Origin of the sequence: Corticimicrobacter populi, assembly GCF_003123725.1 — a bacterium.
GTDB classification, from domain to species: Bacteria; Pseudomonadota; Gammaproteobacteria; order Burkholderiales; family Burkholderiaceae_B; genus Corticimicrobacter; species Corticimicrobacter populi.
Map to the genome: position 1 here is coordinate 127742 of NZ_QETA01000004.1, position 24980 is coordinate 152721.

Annotated in this window: 21 protein-coding genes; 13 read left to right on the forward strand and 8 right to left on the reverse strand. The window is 61.6% G+C overall.

The features are described 5' to 3' along the window. Positions 1-123: 123 nt before the first annotated feature. The 6 genes from DD235_RS10660 (at position 124) to DD235_RS10685 (ending at position 7206) form a co-directional block, all read left to right on the forward strand. The gene (locus DD235_RS10660; protein WP_109062066.1) at positions 124-1104 is read left to right on the forward strand and encodes a DMT family transporter; all 981 of its coding nucleotides are present in this window, start codon (positions 124-126) and stop codon (positions 1102-1104) included. Between the two features lie 119 nt (positions 1105-1223). Continuing rightward, complete coding sequence (locus DD235_RS10665) at positions 1224-1577, forward strand: VOC family protein (protein ID WP_109062067.1); 354 nt, start codon at positions 1224-1226, stop codon at positions 1575-1577. An 80-nt stretch (positions 1578-1657) separates the two neighbouring features. Next, positions 1658-2410 carry a hypothetical protein gene (locus DD235_RS10670; protein WP_109062068.1) on the forward strand — a complete coding sequence of 251 codons (753 nt, stop codon included), beginning with the start codon at positions 1658-1660 and terminating at the stop codon, positions 2408-2410. Positions 2411-2674: 264 nt separating this feature from the next. After that, the gene (locus DD235_RS10675) at positions 2675-4003 is read left to right on the forward strand and encodes a dicarboxylate/amino acid:cation symporter (protein ID WP_109062069.1); all 1329 of its coding nucleotides are present in this window, start codon (positions 2675-2677) and stop codon (positions 4001-4003) included. A gap of 78 nt (positions 4004-4081) precedes the next feature. Next, positions 4082-5890, forward strand: a complete 1809-nt coding sequence (locus DD235_RS10680) for a sensor histidine kinase (RefSeq protein ID WP_109062070.1) — start codon at positions 4082-4084, stop codon at positions 5888-5890. Further along, positions 5875-7206 (forward strand): sigma-54-dependent transcriptional regulator, encoded by a 1332-nt coding sequence (locus DD235_RS10685; protein WP_109062071.1) that lies wholly within the window; start codon positions 5875-5877, stop codon positions 7204-7206. The genes DD235_RS10680 and DD235_RS10685 overlap by 16 nt, the downstream gene beginning before the upstream one ends. Before the next feature lie 6 nt (positions 7207-7212). Here the strand turns inward: DD235_RS10685 and DD235_RS10690 are convergent, their stop codons facing one another. Next, positions 7213-8508, reverse strand: coding sequence for a D-amino acid dehydrogenase (locus DD235_RS10690; protein WP_109062072.1), 1296 nt, complete (start codon positions 8506-8508; stop codon positions 7213-7215). A 164-nt stretch (positions 8509-8672) separates the two neighbouring features. Between DD235_RS10690 and DD235_RS10695 the strand changes: the two genes are divergently transcribed. Continuing rightward, complete coding sequence (locus DD235_RS10695) at positions 8673-9929, forward strand: diguanylate phosphodiesterase (RefSeq protein WP_239990114.1); 1257 nt, start codon at positions 8673-8675, stop codon at positions 9927-9929. A 59-nt stretch (positions 9930-9988) separates the two neighbouring features. On the opposite strand, the gene aptA is transcribed toward DD235_RS10695, so the two are convergent. Beyond that, entirely contained in the window at positions 9989-11368 is a 1380-nt protein-coding gene (gene aptA, locus DD235_RS10700) for an omega-aminotransferase AptA (RefSeq protein WP_109062073.1), read from the reverse strand. Positions 11369-11476: 108 nt separating this feature from the next. On the opposite strand from aptA, the gene DD235_RS10705 reads away from it, so the two are divergent. From DD235_RS10705 to DD235_RS10730, 6 genes are all read left to right on the forward strand, one after another. Then, positions 11477-12379 (forward strand): LysR family transcriptional regulator, encoded by a 903-nt coding sequence (locus DD235_RS10705; RefSeq protein ID WP_109062074.1) that lies wholly within the window; start codon positions 11477-11479, stop codon positions 12377-12379. A 238-nt stretch (positions 12380-12617) separates the two neighbouring features. After that, a complete protein-coding gene (fdnG, locus tag DD235_RS10710; protein ID WP_109062075.1) occupies positions 12618-15674 on the forward strand; it encodes a formate dehydrogenase-N subunit alpha in 3057 nt (1018 codons plus the stop codon). Between the two features lie 14 nt (positions 15675-15688). Further along, positions 15689-16594, forward strand: a complete 906-nt coding sequence (fdxH, locus tag DD235_RS10715; protein WP_109062076.1) for a formate dehydrogenase subunit beta — start codon at positions 15689-15691, stop codon at positions 16592-16594. Then, positions 16591-17262 (forward strand): formate dehydrogenase subunit gamma, encoded by a 672-nt coding sequence (locus tag DD235_RS10720; RefSeq protein ID WP_109062077.1) that lies wholly within the window; start codon positions 16591-16593, stop codon positions 17260-17262. Before fdxH ends, DD235_RS10720 begins: the two co-directional genes overlap by 4 nt. After that, on the forward strand, positions 17259-18194 hold the full coding sequence (gene fdhE, locus DD235_RS10725; RefSeq protein ID WP_109062078.1) for a formate dehydrogenase accessory protein FdhE: 936 nt from the start codon (positions 17259-17261) through the stop codon (positions 18192-18194). Before DD235_RS10720 ends, fdhE begins: the two co-directional genes overlap by 4 nt. 10 nt (positions 18195-18204) lie before the next feature. Next, the gene (locus DD235_RS10730) at positions 18205-18822 is read left to right on the forward strand and encodes a YitT family protein (RefSeq protein WP_109062079.1); all 618 of its coding nucleotides are present in this window, start codon (positions 18205-18207) and stop codon (positions 18820-18822) included. A 4-nt stretch (positions 18823-18826) separates the two neighbouring features. On the opposite strand, the gene DD235_RS10735 is transcribed toward DD235_RS10730, so the two are convergent. From DD235_RS10735 to DD235_RS10760, 6 genes are all read right to left on the reverse strand, one after another. After that, complete coding sequence (locus DD235_RS10735) at positions 18827-19654, reverse strand: HpcH/HpaI aldolase family protein (protein ID WP_109062080.1); 828 nt, start codon at positions 19652-19654, stop codon at positions 18827-18829. Positions 19655-19677: 23 nt separating this feature from the next. After that, positions 19678-20511, reverse strand: a complete 834-nt coding sequence (locus tag DD235_RS10740) for a carbon-nitrogen hydrolase family protein (protein ID WP_109062081.1) — start codon at positions 20509-20511, stop codon at positions 19678-19680. 4 nt (positions 20512-20515) lie between these two features. Continuing rightward, entirely contained in the window at positions 20516-21517 is a 1002-nt protein-coding gene (locus DD235_RS10745; RefSeq protein ID WP_109062082.1) for a TRAP transporter substrate-binding protein, read from the reverse strand. 44 nt (positions 21518-21561) lie between these two features. Then, positions 21562-22842, reverse strand: coding sequence for a TRAP transporter large permease subunit (locus DD235_RS10750; RefSeq protein ID WP_109062083.1), 1281 nt, complete (start codon positions 22840-22842; stop codon positions 21562-21564). Between the two features lie 18 nt (positions 22843-22860). Further along, entirely contained in the window at positions 22861-23406 is a 546-nt protein-coding gene (locus DD235_RS10755; RefSeq protein WP_109062084.1) for a TRAP transporter small permease, read from the reverse strand. Between the two features lie 446 nt (positions 23407-23852). After that, positions 23853-24980 carry an ABC transporter permease gene (locus DD235_RS10760; RefSeq protein WP_109062085.1) on the reverse strand — a complete coding sequence of 376 codons (1128 nt, stop codon included), beginning with the start codon at positions 24978-24980 and terminating at the stop codon, positions 23853-23855.

Genomic DNA, 24980 nt, shown 5'->3' on the forward strand with positions numbered 1-24980 from the left:
TTTGGTTTGATTGTAGGTATGAATATCCTGTTTTCTGATTTTATGTGAAAAATCAGGAGAGATATTTCTCGCCCTCATCTCTATACTTTTCGCTTTGGATTCAGGTGGTTGGGAGCGGCGGAAATGGGGACGGCGACAGCAGCGGCAGGACTGGCTCGCACGGGGGGCAGTGCGCAGGCGGGCGTGGCGGGTGTCAGTTCGCTGGCCTGGCTGTCGGCCATGGTGTTGCTCTGGGGGCTGAGCTGGCCCGCTACCAAGCTGGCGCTGGGGACGGTACCGCCGCTCTGGCTGGCTGCGTTGCGTTTCGGCAGCGCCGGTCTGTGCCTGTTCGTATTCGTGGCACTGCGTGGGCAGTTGCGCTGGCCGCCTCGTGGCGACTGGCCCATCGTGCTCAGTGTGGGGGGGCTGCAGATGATGACATTCACCGGGCTGGGCATGGTGGCAATGCAGTACACGGATACCAGCCGTGCAGTCTTGCTGGCCTATACCACGCCGCTGTGGGGCGTTCTGGGGGCCTGGCTGTTGCTGCGTCAGGTGCCGAGCCGACTGCAGTTGCTGGCGCTGGTGGTCGGGATGTCGGGCATTGCACTGATCTGCTCGCCGCTTGAGATGGACTGGCAGGCACCCGGCGTGCTGATGGGCAGTGCGTTCCTGATCATCGGGGCGATGGCCTGGTCACTGGTTATCCTGCATGTGCGCCGTCATCGCTGGGTGGCATCGCCGCTGGCGCTGGCACCCTGGCAGATGCTGCTGGCGACCGTGCCGCTGGCGGTGCTGGCGGCGCTGATCGATGGCGTACCGCAGCCACAGTCCGTGACCATGGATACGAACCTGCTGGCGCTGCTGTTTTTCATCGGCCCGGTGGCGACGTCGGCGTGTTTCGTGATCTCGTCCGAGCATGGCCGGCGCATCAGCACGTTTGCCATGTCCAACTTTACGCTGGGTGTGCCCATGATCGGTGTGCTCGGTTCCACGCTGTGGCTGGGCAGCCGACTGTCCAACCTGTTCATGATCGGCCTTGCGCTGATCATGGCCGGCGTGATGCTGGCGGCACTGGCTTCGGGGCGGGCGCAGCGACGCGCGGCGGCGGCCGTGGCTGCCTGAACTGGGGGGGGCATCGCTCACCGGTACCGCCTGTTTCGTCATGGATTTCCACATGTGTGGTGTGGGGCCCGCCTACAATCAGCACATGCTTTTTGTGATCATAGAAAGGAGCCGTGCCGATGACCACCATTCAGTCCATTCCCCAGATCGACAACATCGAATTCAACGTCACTGACATCGCCCGCAGCAAGGCGTTTTACGGTGCGGCATTCGGCTGGTCTTTCGTGGACTACGGGCCGACCTATACCGAGTTCAGTGATGGTCGCCTCAAGGGGGGCTTCACCACCGGGGAAGCGGTGCGTCCGGGTGGACCGCTGGTGATCCTGTATACCGATGATCTGGCGCAGACTCAGCAGCGTGTCGAAGCCGCCGGAGCACGGATCAGCCGGGCTGTATTCGAGTTTCCGGGTGGGCGGCGTTTCCACTTTATCGATCCGGATGGTTACGAGCTGGCTGTCTGGTCGGATGGTTGATACGCACAGGCTAGTCGCTCGGCGGGCGGGGCAGGGCAGGCGCTAGAATTCCCCCTTTTCTGTTTCAAGGGTAAGTCGTCATGCCGTTCCTTGCCGCCGGTCTGCATCTGGCCGTGGTCATTTTCTTTGCGGTACATGCAGTGCGCCGTGGGCACTCGCTGTACTGGATCGTATTGATGTTGTCGTTTCCGCTGGTCGGCTGCCTTGTATATTTTCTGGCTGTTTATTTGCCGGACTCCCGGTTGCCACGACATGCTGGCAAGTTGGCCGGGGCTGTCGTAAAGGGATTGGACCCGACCCGCGAGCTGCGTGCGGCGCAGGCTGACTACGACTATGCGCCGACCGCACAAAGCCAGATGCGATTGGCGCAGTCTCTGCTGGCGTGCAACCAGCCCCAGGCTGCTCTTGGTCACTTTGAGGCCTGCTTGCAGGGCGTATTTTCTGATGACATGGAAATTCGCTGGGGGGCCGCACAGGCAGCCAGGGCGGCAGGAGAGGCCGCAACCTGCATCGGACATCTGCAGGTCATCAGTGATGCGGCTCCACGTTTCCGGCCGGCTGAGGTCCGTCTGCTGCTGGCACTGGCTTATGCCGATCTGGGAGATGCTGCCCGGGCACGCGCTGCCTTTGAAGAGTCGATCGCCCGCGATGGCAGCTTTGAGAGTCGGGCCGAATATGCAATATGGGCTATGGAAAATGGCGATCTTGAAACGGCACGGCGTCTACGTATGGAGTTGGAGCAATCCATGCAGCGTTGGTCGCGTGAGCAACGTCGTATGCGGCGTGAACTGCTGGGACGGTTGACTGCCGTGTTTGACGGAATATCGAGTTGAAACGCGTGGGATTTTATTTCTCTCAAAAATTCGGATTTCCGAACGTTTTTTTGTGATTTCGTTCGGAAATCCGAACAAAATGGCGGGTATGACACTTCATATCTGCCGGCCTTCTGCATAAATCTCTTCCGTATCATCGGTTTGGTGTTCTGTCTTTCTGCCTGGCATGAATTTTGCTTGCTGTCCCTCGGGCCTGTCGATTCGCAAGCGTATCGATCTGGCGTGGAGAGACAACACTCGATGTAGAAAAGGAAGGGCGAGACAATGGCGCAATCCAAATTCAAGATCAATCGGCAGACAGGCTGGATCCTGTTCGCCATGGTGCTGGGCATCGTGGTGGGCTATGTCTGTAACAAGCTGGCTGGCAGCCATGAAGAGGCCGTGGCGATCTCCGGCTATTTCGCCATGCTGACTGACATCTTCCTGCGCATGATCAAGATGATCATTGCGCCGCTGATTTTCGCAACCCTGGTCAGCGGCATGTCCGGCATGGGCGATGGCGGTGCCGTGGGTCGGATCGGCGGCAAGGCCGTGGGCTGGTTCCTGATGGCGTCCTTTGTGTCGCTGCTGGTGGGACTGCTGTTGGCGAATGTGCTGCAGCCGGGTGCCAACGTAGGGGTGCCTTTGCCGGAGGTGGGCTCTTCGGCAGGCGTGAATGCCACTTCGCTGAACCTGCGCGAATTCATTACCCATGTGTTCCCGAAGAACTTCTTCGAAGCCATGTCCAAGAATGAGGTGCTGCAGATTCTGGTGTTTGCCGTGTTCTTCGGGCTGGCGCTGGGCAAGATGCGCAACAGTCATGCGCGGACTCTGGCCGACTCGATCGACGGCACGGTGCCGGTCATGCTGATCGTGACCAACTACGTAATGTTCTTCGCGCCGTTCGGTGTGTTTGGCGCAGTCGCCAATGTCATCACGACCGAAGGCCTGGGCATCCTGATGGTGTATGGCAAGTTCATCGGCAGTTTCGTGCTGGCGCTGGTGGTCCTGTGGATGCTGCTGGTAGGTGCCGGTTTCATGGTGCTGGGCAAGGATGTGTTCCGGCTGATCCGCGAAATCCGCCAGCCCATGCTGCTGGGCTTTTCGACAGCCTCCAGCGAGGCAGCCTATCCGCGTGTCATGGAGGCGCTTGAGAAGTTTGGTGTGCGCAAGCGCGTGGTCGGTTTCGTGCTGCCGCTGGGCTATTCGTTCAATCTCGATGGCTCGATGATTTACACGACGTTCGTGGCCTTGTTCATCTCGCAGGCCTATGGCATTCCGTTGAGCATGGAGCAGCAGTTCCTGATGCTGCTGGTGCTGATGGTGTCGAGCAAGGGGATTGCCGGTGTGCCGCGTGCCTCCCTGGTAGTGGTGGCGGCCGTGCTGCCGATGTTCGGCTTGCCCGAGGCCGGGCTGCTGCTGATCATGGGGGTCGATCACTTTCTCGACATGGGGCGTACCGCGACCAACGTGCTGGGCAACGCGATTGCCACGGCCGTGGTCGCCAAGTGGGAGGGTGCCCTGGATGCCGACGGTGGCGAGGATATGCAGGAAATCGAGGAAGTCGATGCTGCCCTGGCCTCGACCCAGCCGTCGCCAGGTGCTGCGGCCTGAACGGTATGGTGATGTGCAGGGCGGCCCTGTTGCGCGCTCTGCTATCATGCGGCATCCGTTTTTCTGGTCTGCCGCTGCATGTCCGTGATCCGCTTCTTCCGCCAGAATGGCTGGCTGCTGGTCGGCATGGCCCTGTTGGTGGCCTGCACGGCGCTGGCCGTCTGGCAGGTCGCCAGCCAGCGTGGCCTGGATGCGTTGCGCCAGGCCGGGCAGCACCGCCTTGAACTCTACGCTGCCAGCCTTGACCGGGCCATCGGGCAATACGCCTACCTGCCCGCTACACTTGAGCTTGAGCGCGATGTGCTCGACCTTGTGGCGCAAGAGCAGCCGCTGGGGGCCGGTGTCAGCCGTCGCCTTGAACGACTCAACCTGCGGGCCGGTACGCGCTCAATCTATCTGCTTGACCGGCATGGTCGTGTCGTGGCTACCAGCAACTGGAACCGTCCCGATAGCTATATGGGCGAGGATCTGTCCTACCGACCCTATTTTCTGGCGGCACGCCAGCGCAAGCCCGGTCGTTTTTTCGGCATTGGTTCGACCCGAGGAGAAAGCGGCTATTACCTGTCGTCGCCCATCATGTCGGACGGAGAACTGGCGGGTGTGGCCGTGGTCAAGGTCGGGCTGGATCGGCTCGAGCAGTCGTGGGCGACTGTTGAGGTGCCGGTCATGGTGACTGATCGCAATGGCGTGGTCATTCTTTCCTCCGTGCCAGGCTGGAAGTTTGGTACGCGATTGCCTCTGGATGCAGCCCAGTACAACGCGCTGCGGGACAGCCAGCAGTATGGAGCCGAAACCTTGCGGCCATTGCGGATGCCGGTGCAGAGCGCCCTTGATGACGCTGCTGCCTTGCTGCAGGTGTCCATGCCGCAGGAGGGGGCGGGCGACATCCGTTCTGCCGATGGCGTATTTCTTGCCCAGGATGCGGCCTTCGGCGATACCGGCTGGACGCTGACCGTGCTTTCACCAGCTGCACCGGTACTGTTCCTGGCACGTGTCCAGGCAGCACTGGCGGCACTGGCCGTTGCGTGTCTGTGCATTTTGCTGGTGATCTGGCGCATGCGGCGTCGGCAGTTGCAGGATCGCCTGGAGGCGCGCGAAGCATTGCAGCGGGCGCATGATGAACTGGAGCGCAAGGTCGAGGAGCGTACCCGCACGCTCAAGGAGGCTCAGGATGAATTGGTCCATGCCGGCAAGCTGGCCATGATCGGCCAATTGTCTACCGGACTGGCCCACGAACTGAACCAGCCCTTGACGGCGCTGCGAACCCTGGCCGGCAATACGGTCAAGTTCATGGCGCGCGGCGAGCTGGGCACGGCGCAGGATAATCTGGAGCGGATCGGTACACTGGTCGATGGCATGGGGGCACTCACCGGGCAACTCAAGCAGTTTGCCCGCAAGTCGTCGGGCACGCCCGGCGAGGCGTCTGTCGGGCGTGCCATTGAGCATGCATTGCTGCTGCTGGATCAGCGCCTGCGCCAGGCCGGAGCCCAGGTGCGCGTGACACTCGAGGATGATGCCCTCGCGGTGCGTTGTGATCCCAATCGGCTGGAACAGGTTCTGATCAATCTGGTGGCCAATGCTCTGGATGCTGCAGCCGCAGCGCCTGCGCCCATGGTTGCGCTGAATGCGTGTCGCCGTGGCAGGCAGTGCATCATTGCCGTGCGCGACAACGGTCTGGGATTGCCCGAGCCGGTGCGGGAGCGTCTGTTCGAACCGTTTTTCACGACCAAGGATGCGGGAGCCGGGCTGGGACTTGGGCTGGCCATTTCCATGGGCATCATCCGTGATTCGGGCGGCACCCTTGAGGGGGCCAACCATACTGACGGCGGTGCCGTCTTTACCATTCACCTTCCTGTTGCCGGAGCAGAAACATGTATCGAGGCCTGAAAGTCCTGATCGTCGAGGACGATGCCAATGTGCGCCTGGGGTGTCAGCAGAGCCTGCAGCTCGAGGGGCTGGAGACGGAAGCCGTCGAAAGCGCAGAACTGGCCCTGCAACAGGTCGGCGAGGCGTTTCCCGGCATTGTGGTGACCGACATACGCCTGCCAGGGGCCGATGGCATGACATTGCTGCAGGATCTGCTGGCGCTGGATCCGGATTTGCCGGTGGTGCTGATGACCGGGCATGGCGATGTATCGATGGCGGTCCAGGCGATGAAGCTGGGGGCGCACGATTTTATCGAAAAGCCTTTTGCGCCCGACTATCTGGTCGAGGTGGTACGTCGTGCGCTGGAGCGGCGCAAGCTGACCCTGGAAGTCCGTGAACTGCGCAATCGGCTACAGGATCGACAGGCGATAGAGACGCGCATACTGGGCGATTCTGCAGCCATGCAGACCGTGCGTCGGCTGATCCTCGAATTGGGCGACAGTGCTGCGGATGTGCTGGTATTCGGGGAAACCGGAACGGGCAAGGAGCTGGCGGCGCGTTGCCTGCATGAGGCCAGTGATCGGCGCGACGGCAATTTCGTGGCGATCAACTGCGGTGGCTTGCCTGATAACCTGTTCGACAGCGAGATGTTCGGGCACGAAGCCGGTGCCTTTACGGGGGCGGGCAAGCGTCGCATCGGCAAGATCGAGCATGCCCATGGCGGTACGCTGTTTCTCGACGAGGTCGAAAGCATGCCGATGGCCATGCAGGTCAAGCTGTTGCGTGTCTTGCAGGAGCGTACACTGGAGCGCCTGGGATCGAACGAGTCGATTCCGGTCGATTGCCGGGTGGTGGCGGCTACCAAAGTCGATCTGCAGGAGCTGGCGGAACGCGGCCAGTTCCGGGCCGACCTCTACTACCGGCTCAGCGTGGTCACGCTGCCGCTGCCGCCCTTGCGCGAGCGGCGCGAGGATATCGGCCTGCTGTTCGAGCATTTTACCTTGCAGGCGGCGGCACGCCATGGCCGTCCGGTCCTGACTTCGGATCCGGAACGGTTGCGTCGCATGGTGGCCTGGCACTGGCCCGGCAATGTGCGGGAATTGCGCAACGTGGCGGACCGCTGCGTGCTGGGCATGGAGGCGGGTTCACCAGGTCAGGCCGCCGCCGGAGAAAGCGGCAGCAAGCCGCTGGCTCAGGCTGTCGAGGCTTTCGAACGTGCGCTGATTGCCGAGGCGCTGCGTCGCAACGAGGGCAGCCTGACCCGCGCCAGCGCGGAACTTGGGATGCCCAAGACCACGCTGCACGACAAGATTCGCAAATACGGCCTGGCTGGCTGACGTTGCTTAGGCCGCGCTGGGAGCCGTCGAGCGGGCAGCAGCGCCGGTCTGCCCTGCATAGCGGACAATGGCCAGTCCTTCGGTGCTGATTTCCGGGCGTCGGCCGCTGACCAGGTCTGCAATCAGGCGGCCCGAACCGCAGGCCATGGTCCAGCCCAGCGTGCCGTGACCTGTGTTCAGGTATAGATTCGGATAGCGGGTGGTCCCGATGACCGGGGTGCTGTCGGGTGTCATGGGTCGCAGGCCGGTCCAGAATTCGGCGCGTGGCAAGTCGCCACCGGGGAACAGGTCAGCCGTCACCATTTCGAGCGTGGCACGGCGCTGCGGCTTGAGACGCAGGTCGTAGCCGCCGAGTTCGGCCATGCCGCCGACCCGGATACGTTTGTCGAAGCGGGTGACGGCGATCTTGTAGGTTTCGTCGAGCACCGTCGATTGCGGGGCGAGCGCCTCGTCGACCAGGGGGACGGTCAGTGAATAGCCCTTTACCGGGTAGACAGGCAGGTCCAGCCCAAGCGGTGCCAGCGCTGCCCGCGAGTAACTGCCGAAGGCCATGACATAGCGGTCGGCGACCAGGGTCTGTCCGCCGACGCGCACACCGGCGATCCGGCCACCTTCGACCAGGATGCCGTCGATTTCCTGGCCGAAACGGAAGTCCACGCCCTCGGCCTGGGCCCGTGCCGCCAGCCCCTGGGTAAAACGGTGGCAGTCGCCGGTTTCATCATTGGGTAGGCGCAGGCCGCCGGTCAGGCGGTCGCGAGCCTGGGCCAGGGCGGGTTCGACGCGAGCCAACTGGTCGCGATCCAGCAACTCATAGGGCACACCGCATTGCCGCAGCACGTCAATGTCACGCCCGACGGCATCGATCTGGGCCTGGGTGCGGAACAGTTGCAGCGTGCCGCCGGTGCGCTGCTCGTACTGGATGCCGGTTTCGGCACGCAGTTGCTGCAGGCAGGTGCGGCTGTATTCGGCCACACGCATCATGCGTTCCTTGTTGACGGCATAGCGCTCGGCCGAACAGTTGCGCAGCATCTGTGCCATCCAGCGCAACTGGAACAGGCTGCCATCGAGCCGGATGGCCAGCGGGGCATGCTTCTGGAACATCCACTTGAGTGCCTTGAGCGGGATGCCCGGTGCGGCCCACGGCGTGGAATAGCCTGGGGATACCTGGCCGGCGTTGGCATAGCTGGTTTCGAGCGCGGCACCATCCTGGCGATCGATCACCGTGACCTGCATGCCGGCGCGGGACAGATACCAGGCACTGGTGACGCCGATCACGCCGCTGCCGAGAACCAAGACTTTCATTGAAAACCCCTGAGTTTGTTTTGTATTTTTCTATTCTATTGAGAGATAGCCAGGGTTTTTCACTAAAAACATCGGTTTGCCTCGATCTTTTCCGGATTTTTTGTGAGGTCTTGATCATGCAGAAGTGGAATGTCGTGTCACAATGCGCGGCAGGAGCGGAAAGAATGTTTTCGCTGTTTCCGGAGGGTGTCTCGCCGATGCTGTCGAACCTTGTTTATCGAAGCCGCGCACGGGTCGATCTGACCCATGATGACCTCGTCCATATCGAACGCAGTGCCCGCGAGCGCAATGAGGATCTCGGGGTAACTGGCGTGCTGCTGTTTGACGGCTCGTATTTCTGTCAGTTCCTGGAGGGGCCGGAGGCCGTGGTCCGGGACGTATATGCCCTGGTTCGCAATAGCCGGCTGCATCATCGCGTTGTCACGCTGCTTGAAGACTATGCTCCCAGACGTCGTTTTGCCGACTGGGGCATGCGGTTGCTCAATGTCCGGGCCTCTCCCCAGGAACAGATCGTATCGGCCCTGCATGGTGCATTGAAACCAGGCGTGGACCTGCCGCGCGATGATCGCGCCTTCAGGCTGATCCGGGCCTTTGCCGCAGGTCGCTGGCGCGATCATGCCATGGATGGCGATGATCCGGCCCGCTGGACTTTTCGTGCCGATCCGGCTTCTGTCATCCATGCGCCTCCCCCCCTGGCGTCGGATACCTGTCAGTTCGCGTTGCAGCCTATCGTGGATACGACTGCAGGCCGGATCTCTTCACTGGAGGCGTTGATGCGCGGCCCCACGGGAGGATCGCCCCAGTCCTGTTTCGAGGCGCTCTCTCCAGAGCAGTATCACCGGTTCGACCTGGAGGCCAAATGCCATGCGTTCGAACTGGTTGCCCGCATGGGTGGAATTGGCAAGAGCAAGCTGTCCATCAACCTGCTGCCGATGTCCCTGGTGCGCGTGCCGGATGCGGTGGATTATCTGCTTGATCAGATTGCCCGGCATGGCCTGACACCCGAACGGGTGATTCTCGAAATCACGGAAGAAGAGGCCATCTCGCATTTCGACCTCTTTCAGACTGCCCTGAAGCGGCTGCGTGCGCATGGCGTCAGCCTGGCCATCGATGATTTTGGCGCGGGTTTTGCGGGGCTGTCACTCCTGTCGCGCTTTCAGCCCGACAAGCTGAAGATCGATCGGCAGATCGTCCAGGGGATCCATGCCGATGGCCCGCGCCAGGCCATTGTCAGGGCGATTATCAGTTGCTGCAGTGCGCTGGGTATCACCATCGTGGCCGAAGGCGTCGAGACGCCGGAGGAATGGTCCTGGCTGCAGGCTGCCGGCATCGACCTGTTCCAGGGCTTTTTGTTTGCGCGGCCGATGCTCAACGGGATTCCGGCCGTGAATTGGCCGGTGCCGGTTGCCGAAACACACTGACACAAGCCAGGTCTGCGTCAGCGTGCGGACCTGGCTGAGCGTGATCAGGTCATATCGGCTCAGTCGAGTCGGGCCAGCACCTCGCCCACGGCATCGAAGAGTCGATCCAGCTCGACGGGCGTGCTGGTGAAGGTGGGGCCGAACTGCAGCGTATCGCCGCCGAAACGGACATAAAAGCCTTTTTCCCACAGTGCCAGGCCTGCCTCGAAGGGCCGGATGGCAGCGTTGCCGTCGCGAGGTGCAAGCTGGATGGCTCCGGCCAGACCGCAGTTGCGGATATCGACGATGTGTTGCGAGGCACCGCGCAGGCCGTGCAGCGTCTGCTCGAAATGTGGTGCCAGGGCGGCGGAGCGCTCGATCAGGTGATCGCGCTGCAGCAGATCCAGCGTCGCCAGGCCGGCCGCGCAGGCCACGGGGTGGGCAGAGTATGTGTAGCCGTGACCGAACTCGACCATGTAGTCGGGCGTGTCCTGCGCCATGAAGGTGCGGTAGATTTCGCGGGAAGCGATGACCGCGCCCATCGGAATCGCGCCGTTGGTGACCTGCTTGGCCACGTTCATGATGTCCGGCGTTACGCCGGACCATTCGGCGGCACTGGCCTTGCCCAGCCGGCCAAAAGCGGTAATGACTTCGTCGAAGATCAGCAGGATGCCATGTGTGTCGCAGATCTCGCGCAGGCGTTGCAGATAGCCTTGTGGCGGCACGATTACACCAGCCGAGCCGGACATCGGTTCGACGATGACGGCGGCGATGTTGGAGGCATCGTGCAGCTCGATCAGCTTGAGCAGTTCATCGGCCAGCGCCACGCCGCCGGTCGCCGCCTGGCCCCGCGTAAAGGCGCAGTCTGCCTGCAGGGTATGCGGCAAGTGATCTACGTCCATCAGGGTGCCGAACATCTTGCGGTTGCCGCCGATGCCACCCAGGCTGGTGCCGGCCACGTTGACGCCGTGATAGCCGCGGGCACGACCGATCAGGCGGGTCTTGGCAGGCAGGCCTTTCAGTCGCCAGTAGGCGCGGGCCATCTTGATGGCGGTGTCGGCGCACTCCGAACCCGAGTTGGTATAGAACACATGGTCGAGCGTGCCCGGCATCATGGCAGCGATGCGGTCGGCCAATTGAAACGACAGCGGGTGGCCGAACTGGAAGGCGGGCGAATAGTCGAGCGTACCGAGCTGGCGTGCCACAGCCTCCTGTATCTCGCTGCGACAGTGGCCGGCACCGCAGGTCCAGAGGCCGGACAGGCCATCGAATACCCGGCGACCCCGGTCGTCGATCAGCCAGTTGCCTTCGGCCCCGACGATCAGGCGAGGATCCCGGTGGAAGTTGCGGTTGGCGCTGAAGGGCATCCAGTGCGCTTCGAGATTGAGCGAGGGGGCAGACGCAGGCTGGTTGGCCGCCCGCGACGGGGCGACAGAGGGCGTGGACAGCGATTGCAGCATGACCGGGTTCCTTGGGAGTGAGAGGCTGTTGGTATGTGCCATTATGGGTCGGCATTAACGAAAGTAGAATATCAATATTCTTATTGTTGATTATTGAAAGACTCACGTATGAAAAAAGCGACCCTGGCCCAGATGACGGATTTCGATCTTCGCCTGTTGCGTGTCTTCAAGACCGTGGCGGAGGCCGGCAGCTTCACGGCAGCGGAAAGCATGCTCGGGATCACCCGTTCGGCCATCAGCCTGCACATGGGGGACCTGGAGACGCGTTTGGGCATGCGCCTGTGCCAGCGAGGTCGGGCCGGTTTTGCATTGACCGACCAGGGGCGGGAGGTGCTGCGCGCCAGCGAGACCGTACTGGCTGCGATCGAGGGTTTCCGGAGCGAGGTCAACCAGTTGCACCAGGCCTTGCGTGGGGATCTCAACATCGGCCTGATGAACAATCTGGTCACGCTGCCCAAGGTGCGCATCACGACGGCGTTGACGCAGATCCATCGCCAGAGCCAGGGGGGCGTGCGCATCAATATCAGCATGAGCACCCCTGGCGAAATCGAGCGTGGCGTGCTGGATGGGCGGCTGCACGTGGGGGCACTGCCGTTGATCAATTCTTTGTCCGGGCTGGAATACACCCCGCTGTACGACGAGCGTTCCTTCCTGTACTGCAGCCGTCAGCATCCTCTGTTTGCCCAGGCAGAGACGGTGGATGTCGAGACGCTGCGTCAGGCCAGCGCGGTGGCACCCAGCTATCGGATGAGTGCAGAGGCGGCAGCCTTGCACAGGGACCTCGACTGTGCGGCCACGGCGACCGATCGAGAAGCCATTGCTTTCCTGATTCTGACCGGGGAGTACATCGGTTTTCTGCCTGATCACGTGGCGGCCGCCTGGGTCGGGCAGGGGCAGATGGTGGCACTGGCACCGGACCGCATGCAGTTCAGCGTGACACTGGGCGTGGCGACGCGCAAGGGACGCAGGCAAAGCCTGATTGTGGATCGTTTCCTTGAGGCGCTGTCCTGACATGGTCAGGGAACTATCCATTAACCCTGCTGTCTATAGGATAATTCTAGTGGTTGCCCGGAACACAGCATAAACTAGCAGGTTTTCGGTCGCCGACGTGCGGCCGATCCACACAGGAAGCCCTTGGGCTTCCTGTTGTTTTTTGTTCGCCTGGAAGGTGGAGTGAGAATCCTTCCAATTGCGCCTGTTAATCCAACGCCTCTGCAGTGGTGAGAGAGGCGGTTTGACAATATAGATGATGAAAACGAATCACGGCAGGAGACGTTTCTTCAGGCTGTGTGGTGTCGGCGTGGCCGGCGCCACGGCAGCATCCCTGGGGTTTGCCCCTTCGGTCGCACATGCGACCCAGCCGCGCCAGTACAAGCTGTTGCGCGCCAAGGAGACGCGCAACAACTGTACATACTGTTCGGTGGGCTGTGGCCTGCTGATGTACAGCCTCGGCGATGGTGCCAAGAATGCCAAGGAAAGCATTTTCCACATCGAAGGCGACCCGGATCATCCGGTCAGCCGTGGCTCGCTCTGTCCGAAGGGTGCCGGCCTGCTTGATTATGTACACAGCAAGCAGCGCCTGAAGCGCCCGCAATACCGCGCACCCGGCGGCACCGAGTGGCAGGACATGAGCTGGGAAGAGGCCATCGAGCGCATCGCGCGCCTGGTCAAGGATGACCGCGACGCGAACTTCATCGAGCAAAATGCCGATGGCACGACGGTCAACCGCCTGCTGTCTACCGGCATGCTCTGTTCGTCGGCTGCCAGCAACGAGACGGGCGTGCTGGATTTCTATTTTGCGCGCGCCCTGGGTATCCTGGGCATGGATTGCCAGGCACGGCTGTGCCATGCACCTACGGTGGCAGCGCTGGCACCCTCCTTCGGGCGCGGTGCCATGACCAACCACTGGGTCGATATCAAGAATGCCAACGTGGTGATGATCATGGGCGGCAACCCCGCCGAGGCCCATCCGGTGGGTTTCAAGTGGGTGATCGAGGCCAAGATCAAGAACGGTGCCAAGGTGATCGTGGTCGATCCGCGCTTCAACCGCAGCGCCGCCGTGGCCGATCTGTATGCGCCGATCCGTGCAGGCTCCGACATCGCGTTCCTGATGGGCGTGGTGCGCTACCTGCTCGAGAACGACAAGATCCAGCACGACTATGTGCGTGAGTACACCAGTGCCGCACTCATTGTGCGCGAGGATTTCCAGTTCGAGGAAGGCCTTTTCAGCGGCTACGACGAGGCAGGCAAGACCTACGACAAGGCATCGTGGATGTATGAACTGGACGAGCAGGGCAACGCCCGCCGCGATCCGTCCATGCAGCATCCGCGCTGCGTCCTGAGCTTGCTGAAGCAGCACGTTTCCCGCTATACGCCCGAGATTGTCGAAGAAATCTGCGGTACGTCCAAGGAAGACTTCCTGGAAATCTGTGGCATCCTGGCCGAAACCTCGGCGCGCGATCGCACGACCACCTTCCTGTATGCGCTGGGCTGGACCCAGCACACCAGCGGTGCGCAGATGATCCGCGGCTCCGCCATGATTCAGCTGCTGCTGGGCAATATCGGTATGTCCGGTGGTGGCGTGAACGCCCTGCGCGGCCATTCCAACATCCAGGGTTATACCGATCTGGGGTTGCTGTCGCTGCGCCTGCCGGGCTACATGAACCTGCCGACCGAGCGCCAGACGTCACTGCAGCAGTATCTGGCCGAGACGACGCCCAGGGCGACGCAGGATGGCCAGGTCAATTACTGGAAAAATACCCCGAAGTTCTTCGTCAGCCTGATGAAGGACCTGTGGGGCGAGCACGCGACGGCCGAGAACGACTGGGGTTTCGACTGGCTGCCCAAGTCGGATCGCAGCTATGACCTGATGGCCTTCCTGGAAATGATGTACGAAGGCAAGGTCAACGGCTATATCGTGCAGGGCTTCAACCCGCTGGCAGCCGTGCCCGACAAGAACAAGACGCAGGCCGCGCTGTCGAAGCTGAAGTTCATGGTCACCATCGATCCGCTGGCGACCGAAACGGCCAGCTTCTGGCAGAACCATGGCGAAGAGCACGATGTGGATCCGACGCAGATCCAGACCGAGGTGTTCCGCCTGCCATCTTCCTGTTTTGCCGAGGAAAACGGTTCCATCGTCAACTCCGGCCGCTGGCTGCAGTGGCACTGGGCCGGCCAGGCACCTCCGCACGATGCCTGGCACGATGGCAAGATCCTGGGCCATCTGTTCATGAAGATCCGGGAACTGTACGAAAAGGAAGGGGGGGCCAATCCCGAACCCATCCTGAACATGAACTGGAACTTTACCGACAACTACGACCCTGCACCCGAAGAAGTGGCACGCCGCGCCAATGGCTATGCGCTGGCTGACATCAAGGATGCCCAGGGCAACGTGGTGCGCCGCAAGGGACAGCTGCTGGATGATTTCAGCCAGTTGACCGACGACGGCAGCACGTCCAGTTTCTGCTGGGTCTTCGCCGGTTCGTGGACCGAGCAGGGCAACCAGATGGCGCGTCGCGACAACACCGATACCGGATTGGGCAACACGCCCGGCTGGGCCTGGGCCTGGCCGCAGAACCGACGCATCCTGTACAACCGCGCCTCTGCCGACCTTGACGGCACGCCCTGGGATCCGCGTCGCCAGATCCTCTGGTGGAAAGAAGGGCGCTGGACCGGCGTGGATGTCCCCGACTTCGCAGCAGGTGCCGCGCCCGGCACGCCTGCGCGTCCTTTCATCATGCTGCCCGAAGGGGTGGGACGCCTCTTCAGCCTGGGGGCGATGGTAGACGGGCCGTTCCCCGAGCACTACGAGCCGCTGGAGTCTCCCATCGAGAGCAATCCGCTGCATCCGGCCGTCACCATCAATCCGACGGCGCGCGTGTACGCGACCGACCGTGAGCGCATGGGGCACCGGCAGAACTTCCCGTATGTCGCGACGACCTATTCGATCACCGAGCTGTTCCGTCACTGGACCAAGCACTCGCTCCTGAATGCACTGGTGCAGCCCGAACAGTTCATCGAGATCGGCGAGGAACTGGCGGCGCGCAAGGGCATTGTCCACGGCGATGTGGTCCGGGTCAGTACCGAGCGTGGCTACATCAAGGGCAAGGCCGTGGTGACCAAGCGCGTGCGTACGCTCACGATCGCCGGCCAGCAGGTCGACAGCGTGGGCATTCCCGTGCACTGGGGCTTCAAGGGGTCAACGCGCAAGGGCTTCCTGGCCAATACGCTGCCGCCGGCCGTGGGTGATGCCAATTCGCAGACGCCCGAGTACAAGTCGTTCCTGGTCAACATCGAGAAAGCCTGAGAGAGATACGCACCATGACTATGCAATCCCAGGACATTACCCGGCGTTCGGCCACCAACAGCCTGACGCCTGCCCCGCGTGTGCGGGACCACAAGGCCGAGGTGGCCAAGCTGATCGACGTCAGCATCTGTATCGGCTGCAAGGCCTGTCAGGTGGCCTGTAACGAGTGGAACGATCTGCGTGACGAGGTGGGCCACAACGCCGGCGTGTACGACAACCCGGCCGACCTGTCACCCAAGACCTGGACGCTGATGCGCTTTGCCGAGCACGTCAATGAGCAGGGCAAGCTGGAGTGGCTGATCCGCAAGGATGGCTGCATGCACTGCGAGGATCCGGGCTGCCTGAAGTCCTGCCCCCAGCCTGGTGCCATCGTGCAATATGCCAACGGTATCGTGGACTTCCAGTCCGAGCACTGCATTGGCTGCGGCTACTGCGTGGCCGGCTGTCCGTTCGATGTGCCGCGCATCAGCAAGGAAGACAACAAGGCCTACAAGTGCACACTGTGTTCCGACCGCGTGCAGGTGGGGCAGGAGCCTTCCTGCGTCAAGACCTGCCCGACCGGCGCGATTTCGTTCGGCACCAAGGAAGACATGCTGCACAAGGCGGCCGGCCGCGTCGAGGAAATGAAGACGCGTGGCCTGGAAAATGCCGGCATCTACGATCCCCAGGGCGTGGGTGGCACGCATGTGATGTATGTGTTGCAGCATGCCGACCAGCCTGAGCTGTATCATGGCTTGCCCAAGGATCCGCATATCAGTGGCGTGGTCGAGGGCTGGAAGGGCTGGTTCAAGCCGCTGGCGGCATTGGGCTTCGTCACGGCCCTGGCCGGTGCGGCAGCGCACTACATGAGTGCCGGCCCCAACGAGGTGGATGAAGACGAAGAAGAGCACGACGATCAGCACAAGGGAGACAAGCCATGAACAAGAAGCAGATGATCCTGCGCACGCCGCTGCCAGACCGGATGTGTCACTGGGCCATGGTGGTGTGCTTTGCGCTGGTGTCGCTGTCAGGCCTGTCGTGGGTGTTTCCCAGCCTGAACTGGCTCAACGGCGTCTTCGGCACGCCGCAGATGGCACGGCTGCTGCATCCGTTCTTCGGGGTGGCGGTATTCGTGGCGCTGGTCTATCTGTTCGTGCGCTTCGTGAAGTACAACCTGTTCGTCAAGGAAGACCTGATCTGGGTGCGTAACGTCAAGTCAGTGATGGAGGGCGATCACAGCACGCCGTTGCGCATCGGCAAATACAATGCCGGTCAGAAATTCCTGTTCTGGGGCATCATGACCCTGATCACGCTGCTGCTGGTGACGGGCCTGATGATCTGGCGTGCCTATTTTGCCCATCTGGTGCCGATCCCGTTGCTGCGCATTGCGATGTTCCTGCATTCCTTCGCAGGTGTCAGCCTGATGCTGCTGATCATCGGCCACGTTTACCTGGCATTCTGGGTCAAGGGTTCGATTCGCGGCATGGTGACGGGTTATGTCACCCGCAAGTGGGCCCGTACCCACCATGATCGCTGGTATCAGGAAATCTCGGCGACCAAGCCGTCGTCGCCGGAAGCCGCGCAGCAGCAGCCGGAGAATGCGCGATGAGCATTCGCATCGTGCCCGAGTCCGAGCGTACGCCTGGCGTCGATCACATCGAGCCGGTCCTGCTGCCGCAGGCCGCAACGCCCTATGGTCGTCGCGCAGCACGCCTGCGCACGCTGGCCGAAGGACACCCGATGGCCGATTATCTGTCATGGGCAGCCGACCTTGCCGACGCCCAGCAGGCCGTTTCCCAGGCAGCTTCATTGCCCGAGGCCGAGGTCACGACCCTCGCCGACCGGGTTCGCGGGCAGGCCTACGCACCGCTGCACAGCGAGCACTGGCAGCGTTCTGCGCATTGGCAGGCGCAACTGGACAGCCTGCTGGAAAAAGTGGCACCGTTGCCCACCATGCAGTCCGCGCCGGTGCGCCAGGCGCTGGAGAGCCTGCGCACGGCAGACAGTGCGCAGCGCGACGCCTGGGCCGATGCGCTGTTGGCCGGGTTGCGCGGCGACGAGCCCGGCTCCGCAGTTCCCGAGGCGGGTGCGGCGCAGTTGCTGTGGGGCGCGCTGTCGGTCTACTGGCGGCAACTGGCGAGCAGCCTGCCTGGCGCAGGAGTGGCCGAGTTGGGTGAGCATCGTCATCTGTGCCCGGTCTGCGGGCATGCGCCGGTCGGCAGTCTGATCCTTGACGGCAGCCGCGCCGGATTGCGCTATTTGCAATGCAGTCTGTGTGAAAGCCAGTGGCATGTGGTACGGACCAAATGCACCAATTGTGACGGCACTGGCGCGCTTGATTACTGGTGCCTGGACGATGCCCAGGCATCCGTGCGTGCCGAAAGCTGCGGCGACTGTGACAGCTATCTGAAGGGCTTTTACCTGCAGGCAGACCGTGCCCTGGACCCGGTGGCGGATGACCTGGCCACGCTGGCGCTGGATGCCGAAATGGACGCCAAGGGGCTGGCGCGCAGCGGCGTCAATCCGCTCATGCTGCCCTGACGACCACACTATGGCGCAACCGGTCATCTCCGACGCAAAGGCCCCCCATACCCTGGTCGAGGATGCGCTGGCCATTCTGACCGGTGCGTTCGTGATCTCTTTCGGGGTGATGCTGTTGCGCCAGGCCGGCACGCTGACTGGTGGGACGGCCGGGCTGGCCTTTTTGCTGCACTACGCCTGGGATGTCCGTTTCGGCACGGCGTTTTTTCTGCTGAATGCGCCGTTTTTCGTGCTGGCGCTGCGGCGCATGGGGCCGGCCTTTACGGTGAAGACCATCTGCGCCATCGGCCTGGTGTCGCTGTTCACTGAGTTGCATCCGCACTTCATCGAGATTGCTCGCATCGAACCCCTGTATGCCACTGCGATTGGCAGTATTGCGATGGGATTGGGTCTGCTGGTGCTGTTCCGGCATCGCGCCAGCCTGGGTGGCTTCAACATTCTGGCGCTTTATCTGCAGGAGCGTCATGGCATCCGGGCCGGCAAGGTGCAGATGGGGCTGGATTTCGCGATCCTGGCAGCGTCGCTGTTCGTGGTGTCGCTGCCGCTGGTGGCGATTTCCATCGTGGGGGCCTTCATGCTGAACCTGATCATCGCGATGAACCACCGCCCCAATCGCTATCTGGCCTGAGTGGCTACCTGGCGTCACCGGGCCGTGATCGGGCCAGCGTGGCGCGGACCTGTGCAGCATGCTGCGCAGCCTGGTTGAGCCAGTACAGGTCACTGCCCATAATCAGCATGTCGCAACCCAGCGCCACCAATTCCCGTGCCTGCTCCAGATCGGCAGGGGCGCAGGGCACCATGACCTTGATGCTGCGCGCATGGCATTTTTCCAGAAGTTCTTCCAGGCGTGTGCGGACTTCGGGATGGCGCATGCGGTAGTCCACCGGTAAATTTCGCGACAGCGAATAGTCGGCCGGGCCGAAGTGCACGGCATCAATGCCGGGTACGTCCAGGATGGCATCGATGTCATCGAAGAATTCATAGCTCTCGGCCATGGGAACGATCACCGTGCGTGCGTTTTCCGATTCGGTGTAGGTCTGCCAGTCGAAGCCGGCGGCGGCAAAACGGGCCGAACGTACCGAACTGTCACCGCCTCGACGACCCATGCCGGGAAATTTGCTCATGCGGATAATGGCGCGCATCTGCTCGGCGTTATGTACCTGAGGAATGATGACGCCTGTCGCACCCAGTTCCAGCGAGGTGCGAATTTCTGATTCAATTGTGCCGCTGACGCGCACCAGTGCATCGATACCTGCCGCACGGGCGGCCAGGAGCATCTTTTCGAGCTGTCCGTCGACACCCAGTGCCGTATGCTCGGTGTCGATGAAAACAAAGTCCAGACCGTGATGGCCGGCGGTTTCCACAGGCATGCAGGAGCCACCGTAGATATTCATGCCGTACGTGACCAGCCGCTCATGGCGCAGCTTGTCCTTGAGCGTGAGAAGAGAGGGGGCGGACATAGGGTTTCCTGGATAAATGGAGATCAGAGTCGGTAGGTGGCGGGCAGGCGGTCACGAAACGGGTGGACCTCGAACACGCCCGGTTCCCGGATCAGGGACTTGTTGCGCGCGCGCGCGATGTCGATCTCGGCAGTGAAGATGCCGTCCTCAGCACCGGCCCGCACCAGGGTATTGCCCAGTGGATCAATAATGTGGCTGTTGCCGATGAAAGGCATGCCGCATGCCGCGTCGTTGCGGTTGGGGGCCATGAAGTACACGAGATTCTCGTTGGCCCGTACGGTGCTGAACAGATCGGGCAGAATGCGGGCCTGTTCTGGCCAGGCGGCTGGCAACACGATGATGTCCGCCCCTTCCAGCGCCAGGGTGCGAGTGACTTCGGGGAAGCGGATTTCGTAGCAGATGGCCAGGCCGATGCGGCCTATATCGGTATCGAATATCGGCACGGATGTGTCTTCCGGAATATCGACGAAGCAGTCTCCCGGCATCAGTGGCAAATGACGCTTGTGGTGCAGGCCGATAAGGCCCTGCGGGCCAATCAATGCTGCCGTGTTATAGGTCTGGTTGCCATCGCGCTCGAAGAATCCGACCACGATATGGATGCCGGTCTCGGCGCTGACCTGCAGCAGCGGATCGAGATCGCCGCGTTCGACGACCAGTGCTGCTTCGCGCAGTGTTTCGAGTGTCTCGTACGTATCGGGTGTCAGATACATCTCAGGGAAGGCGATCAGGCGCGAGCCTTCGGCAGCGGCTTTTCGTGCGGCTGAAACGACGATGCGCAGCGTGGCAGGCAGGTCGTGGGGAACGGGCTGCATCTGAGCCACGGAAACTTTGAGGGGGGCGGGAATAGGAGGGGTCATGACATCAGTCCTGTACATCGAAGCCGACGATCTCGAACGCTTTCTGCGTCAGTTCGGGGTTGATTTTGTTGGCGTGCTCGAGAATGACGGGGCGCAGTTGCTCGCGAAAGCGGCTCAGTGCTTCCTCATCCAGATGGTTGACTTGCATGCCGGCCTGCTCCAGTTCCGCAATGACTTTGGCATCGTTCTCGCGTGAAAGCTGGCGTTGTTCAAGGCGGACTTCCATGGCGACATCCCTGAGCAACTGCTGCTCGTCGGTGTTCAACCTGTCCCAGAACGGTTTGCCGACCAGCACCATGTGAGCGTTATAAGAGTGACGGGTGAGCGAAAGATACTTTTGCACTTCATTGAATTTGGCCGACAGGATGACCGTGGCCGGATTTTCCTGTCCATCTACCGTGCCGGTCTCGAGCGCGGTATGTACCTCGGTAAACGGCAGCGGTGTCGGGTTCGCGCCCAGGGCCCGCCAGGTATCGACACTGATCGGAGACTCCTGCAGTCGGATTTTGATGCCGGAGGCGTCTGCCGGCAGGGCGACGGGGTGTACGTTGTTGGTCAGGTGGCGCATGCCCAGCTCCCAGAAGGCCAGTCCGACCAACTGGCGCTGGGGCAGTTGTGCAATCAGGCGATCACCGACCTCGCCGTCGAGGAGCACATCGACCTTTTGGGGATCGGTATACAGAAAAGGCAGATCAAGCAGGCCGAAGTCGGGCACCTGGGTGACCAGGTTGCCGGCGCTCCACATCATCATTTCGATCACGCCGCCCTGCAGCGAGGACAGCACCTGGGCGTCGCCACCCAGCACGCCATTGGGAAAGAGGCGGACTTTGATCTTGCCGCCGCTGCGCTCGGCCACTTTCTCGGCGAACAGTTCCATGCCTTGTACCGGTGGCGTGCCCTTGGGGGTGGTGACGGCAAACTTGATCGTGTGGGAGCGGTACTCTGCTGCCGCTGCAGTGGTGCAGAAGCAGGTGGCGGTAGCCAGGGCGATGAGTATTTTGTGCATGTTGCGATCCGTTGGGAGGGAAAGTGAGAGTCAAATGCCGTCTGTCAGCGGGATAGCCAGGCAGCCGGTACCATGATGAGATCGGGAAAGGCGACCAGCAGGGCCAGCACCAGCAACTCTGCGATCAGGAAGGGGGCCACACCCTGCAGCAGATGTTCGAGTTTGAGCTTGCCGATGCCGCATACCACGTTCAGTACGGTGCCTACCGGCGGCGTGATCAGACCGATCGAGCAATTGATCATGAACAGGACTGCGAAGTAGATCGGGTCGATGCCGGCTGCCTCGACCACCGGAATCAGAATGGGGGCCAGCAGCAGGACGGTCGGGGTCAGATCCATGACCATGGATATCAGGGTGATGAGCACCATCAGCACGACGACCAGCAGTTTGGGCTGATCCATGATGGGTTCGATCAGGTCGATGATCTGGCCTGGAATGTCGGCCAGGGTGATGAGCCAGGCGGGTACGGCTGCGGCTGCCACCAGGAACATCACGGCGGCCGTGGTCTTGCCGGCCTGTAGCAGCAACCCGACCAGACTGTACAGACTGAGCTCACGGTAGATGACGATCGAGACGAACAGAGCATATACGGCGGCGACAGCGCCTGCCTCGGTGGGGGTGACGATGCCAAAGCGCAGGCCAACGACAATGATGACTGGCAGCATCATGGCCCAGAAGCTTTCGCCAAGCGCCTTGAGCCGTACCTTGGCCGAGGCGCGCGGGGCGAGCTCGGCGGTACTGTTGCGCGAGAGCAGCCACCACGCCACACTCAGCGCCACCGCCAGGAGGAGTCCGGGGGCAATGCCGGCCAGGAACAGCTTGGTAATCGACAGGCCGGAGGCCACGCCCAGTACCACGAAGCCGATGCTGGGCGGAATGATCGAGCCCAGAATGGAGACGGAAGCAATCAAGCCGCCAGAGCGATTCTTGTCATAGCCTGCCATGACCATCATGGGTAGCAGCAGTGCGGTCAGTGAGGCGGCATCAGCCAGCGCCGATCCTGACAGACTGGACAGCAGTACGCCGGCAAAAATGGTGACGTAGCCCAGGCCCCCGCGCAGGTGTCCGACCATGGCGACGGCCAGTGCAATGATGCGGCGCGACAGGCCGCCATTGTTCATGATCTCCCCGGCGATGATGAACAGCGGAATGGCCAGCAAGGGGAAGTTGCTTGCGGCGCTCAGGATATTCTGGGCCAGGATCTGGCCGTCGAACAGGCCGATTTGCCACATCAGGGCAACACCGCAGGCCAGCAGTGCGTAGGCGATAGGCATGCCGATGGCGATGCCGGCGATCAGCGTGCAGACAAAGAGGGCGAGAGTCATGATAGATGGGGTGCTGCTTTAGTGCGCGGAGATATCCTGTCCGGCATGGAGGGAGGCGGCCGGGGCAGGCTGGCGGGCGTATTCGATCAGGTCGTGCAGGATGACCAGCGCACTCAGAATCGAAAAAGTCACGCCGGCACCGTAGAACAGGGTCATGGGGATACCGGTGGCAGGGGCCCCCACGCCTCGGTTGATCAGCATTTGCGACCAGCTGCCTGTCAGCAGCAGCAAGGTGATGCCCAGCATGATCAGGTGTGACAGCAGGCGCAGGGCTTTTTGCCAGCCAAAAGGCAGCCGGCTGGTCAGCATGTCGACGTGGATGTGAGCGCGCTCATGCAATACCAGCAGCGCGCCCATGAAGACCAGCCAGACAAACATCAGGCGCGAGACTTCTTCGGTGAAAAACAGGCTCGAATTGAACCCGTAGCGCAGGACCACATTGGCGAAAATCAGTGCCGTGATGGTGAGCATGCCGAGCACCACAATGTACTTGAGCGTCAGGAAGTAGTAACGTCTGGCCCGCGCGAGCGGTGTGCGCGGAGGATGGGAAGGGGAGCGGCTCATGGTTTGCATGCATCAGTTCAAAATGGTGTTCGGCCGATCCGCGCGGATGGCGATGGATGGCGGATCGCACGGTCGGTGATCATTTCCTGGAAATACGATTTATACATACGTTATCGTATAAGTTGTGCATCTTCAATGCGTAGCAGAATGTGAAGGCGTGGGTGCTGCTGCGCCAAAGTTCGTCGAATTGGGTAGATTTTGTTGTTGGGGGTGAATAAAAGTACTTTTTTATTCAGTGTGTTATTTGTTTTTCCGCGGTATGTGCCCAGTTTTTCCAGGGAATTTGTAGGCGCAAGGGATGCCTGAGTGCTTAGGGAAAGTCCTAATAAATTTCAGGATTTGTTGTCGCACATCGTATCTCTTGGTTGAGCGAAAGCGCTTATCGATAAGCACCTTTCGGTTGCCACAAGAGATTGTGTTTTTAAACGATGTCGGGTGACCCGCAATCAGGCCATCTGGCTGATCGTCCGGCGAAAGCGTCGTAGTGACAGGCTGAACAGCACGGTCCCGATTACCGCCAGCGCCAGGAATTGTGGCCAGACTACGGACAGGCCGGCACCCCGGTACAGGATGGCCTGGCCCAGGCTGACAAAGTGGGTGGTGGGGGCCAGCAGCATGATGTCCTGTACCAGTTGCGGCATGCTTTCGCGGGGGGTACTGCCGCCCGAGAGCATCTGCAGCGGCAGCAGCGTCAGTACCATCAGCAACGCGAACTGGGGCATGCTGCGTGCCAGGGTGGCCAGGTAGATGCCCATCGATGTGGTGGCAAACAAAGACAGGGCTGCCCCTGCCAGGAACAGCAGTTGCGAGCCCTCGATGGGCACCTGCAGCAGGCCTCTTACCACCAGAAAGAGCGAAAGGGCTGTCGCCAGCAGTACCACCAGCCCCATCGACCAGATCTTGGCCAGCATGATTTCGGTAGGCGTGACCGGCATGACCAGCAGATGCTCCACGGTACCGTGTTCGCGTTCGCGGATCAGGGCGGCCCCCGTGAGGATGATGGCCAGCATGGTCACGGCGTTGATGATTTGCATGACGCTGCCGAACCAGGCTTTTTCCAGATTGGGATTGAAGCGCGCGCGCAGCGCCAGCTCGACAGGCTGTGCGGTAGCGCCCCGGTAGCGCTGGATGAAACCGGCGATCTCGCCCTGCACGATTTCCTGTACATAACCATTGCCGGTAAAGGCCTGGCTCATGCGCGTGGCATCGACATTGAGCTGGATCTCGGCAGTCCGGCCGGCCAGGATATCGCGCTGAAAGTTGGGCGGAATGTTCAGCACAAAGGTGTAGCGCCCGGCATCCAGTGCGGCATCGGCCTCACCAGGTTGCAGCATGGCGGGTGGATTGAACTGGGGCGGATAGAAGGCGGCGGCGATGCGCGACGACAGGGCGGAGTGATCCTCGTCGACGATGGCGATGGGCGCATGGTGCAGCGACTCGGGCAGCGCAGTGGCGGCCGAATAGACGGAGACCGTGAACAGGTACAGGATCAGCAGCAGCATGGCCGGATCACGCCACAGGCTCCAAAGCTCCTTGACGCCCAGCCGGTGGATGTTTTTCAGGTGGCGCAGCAT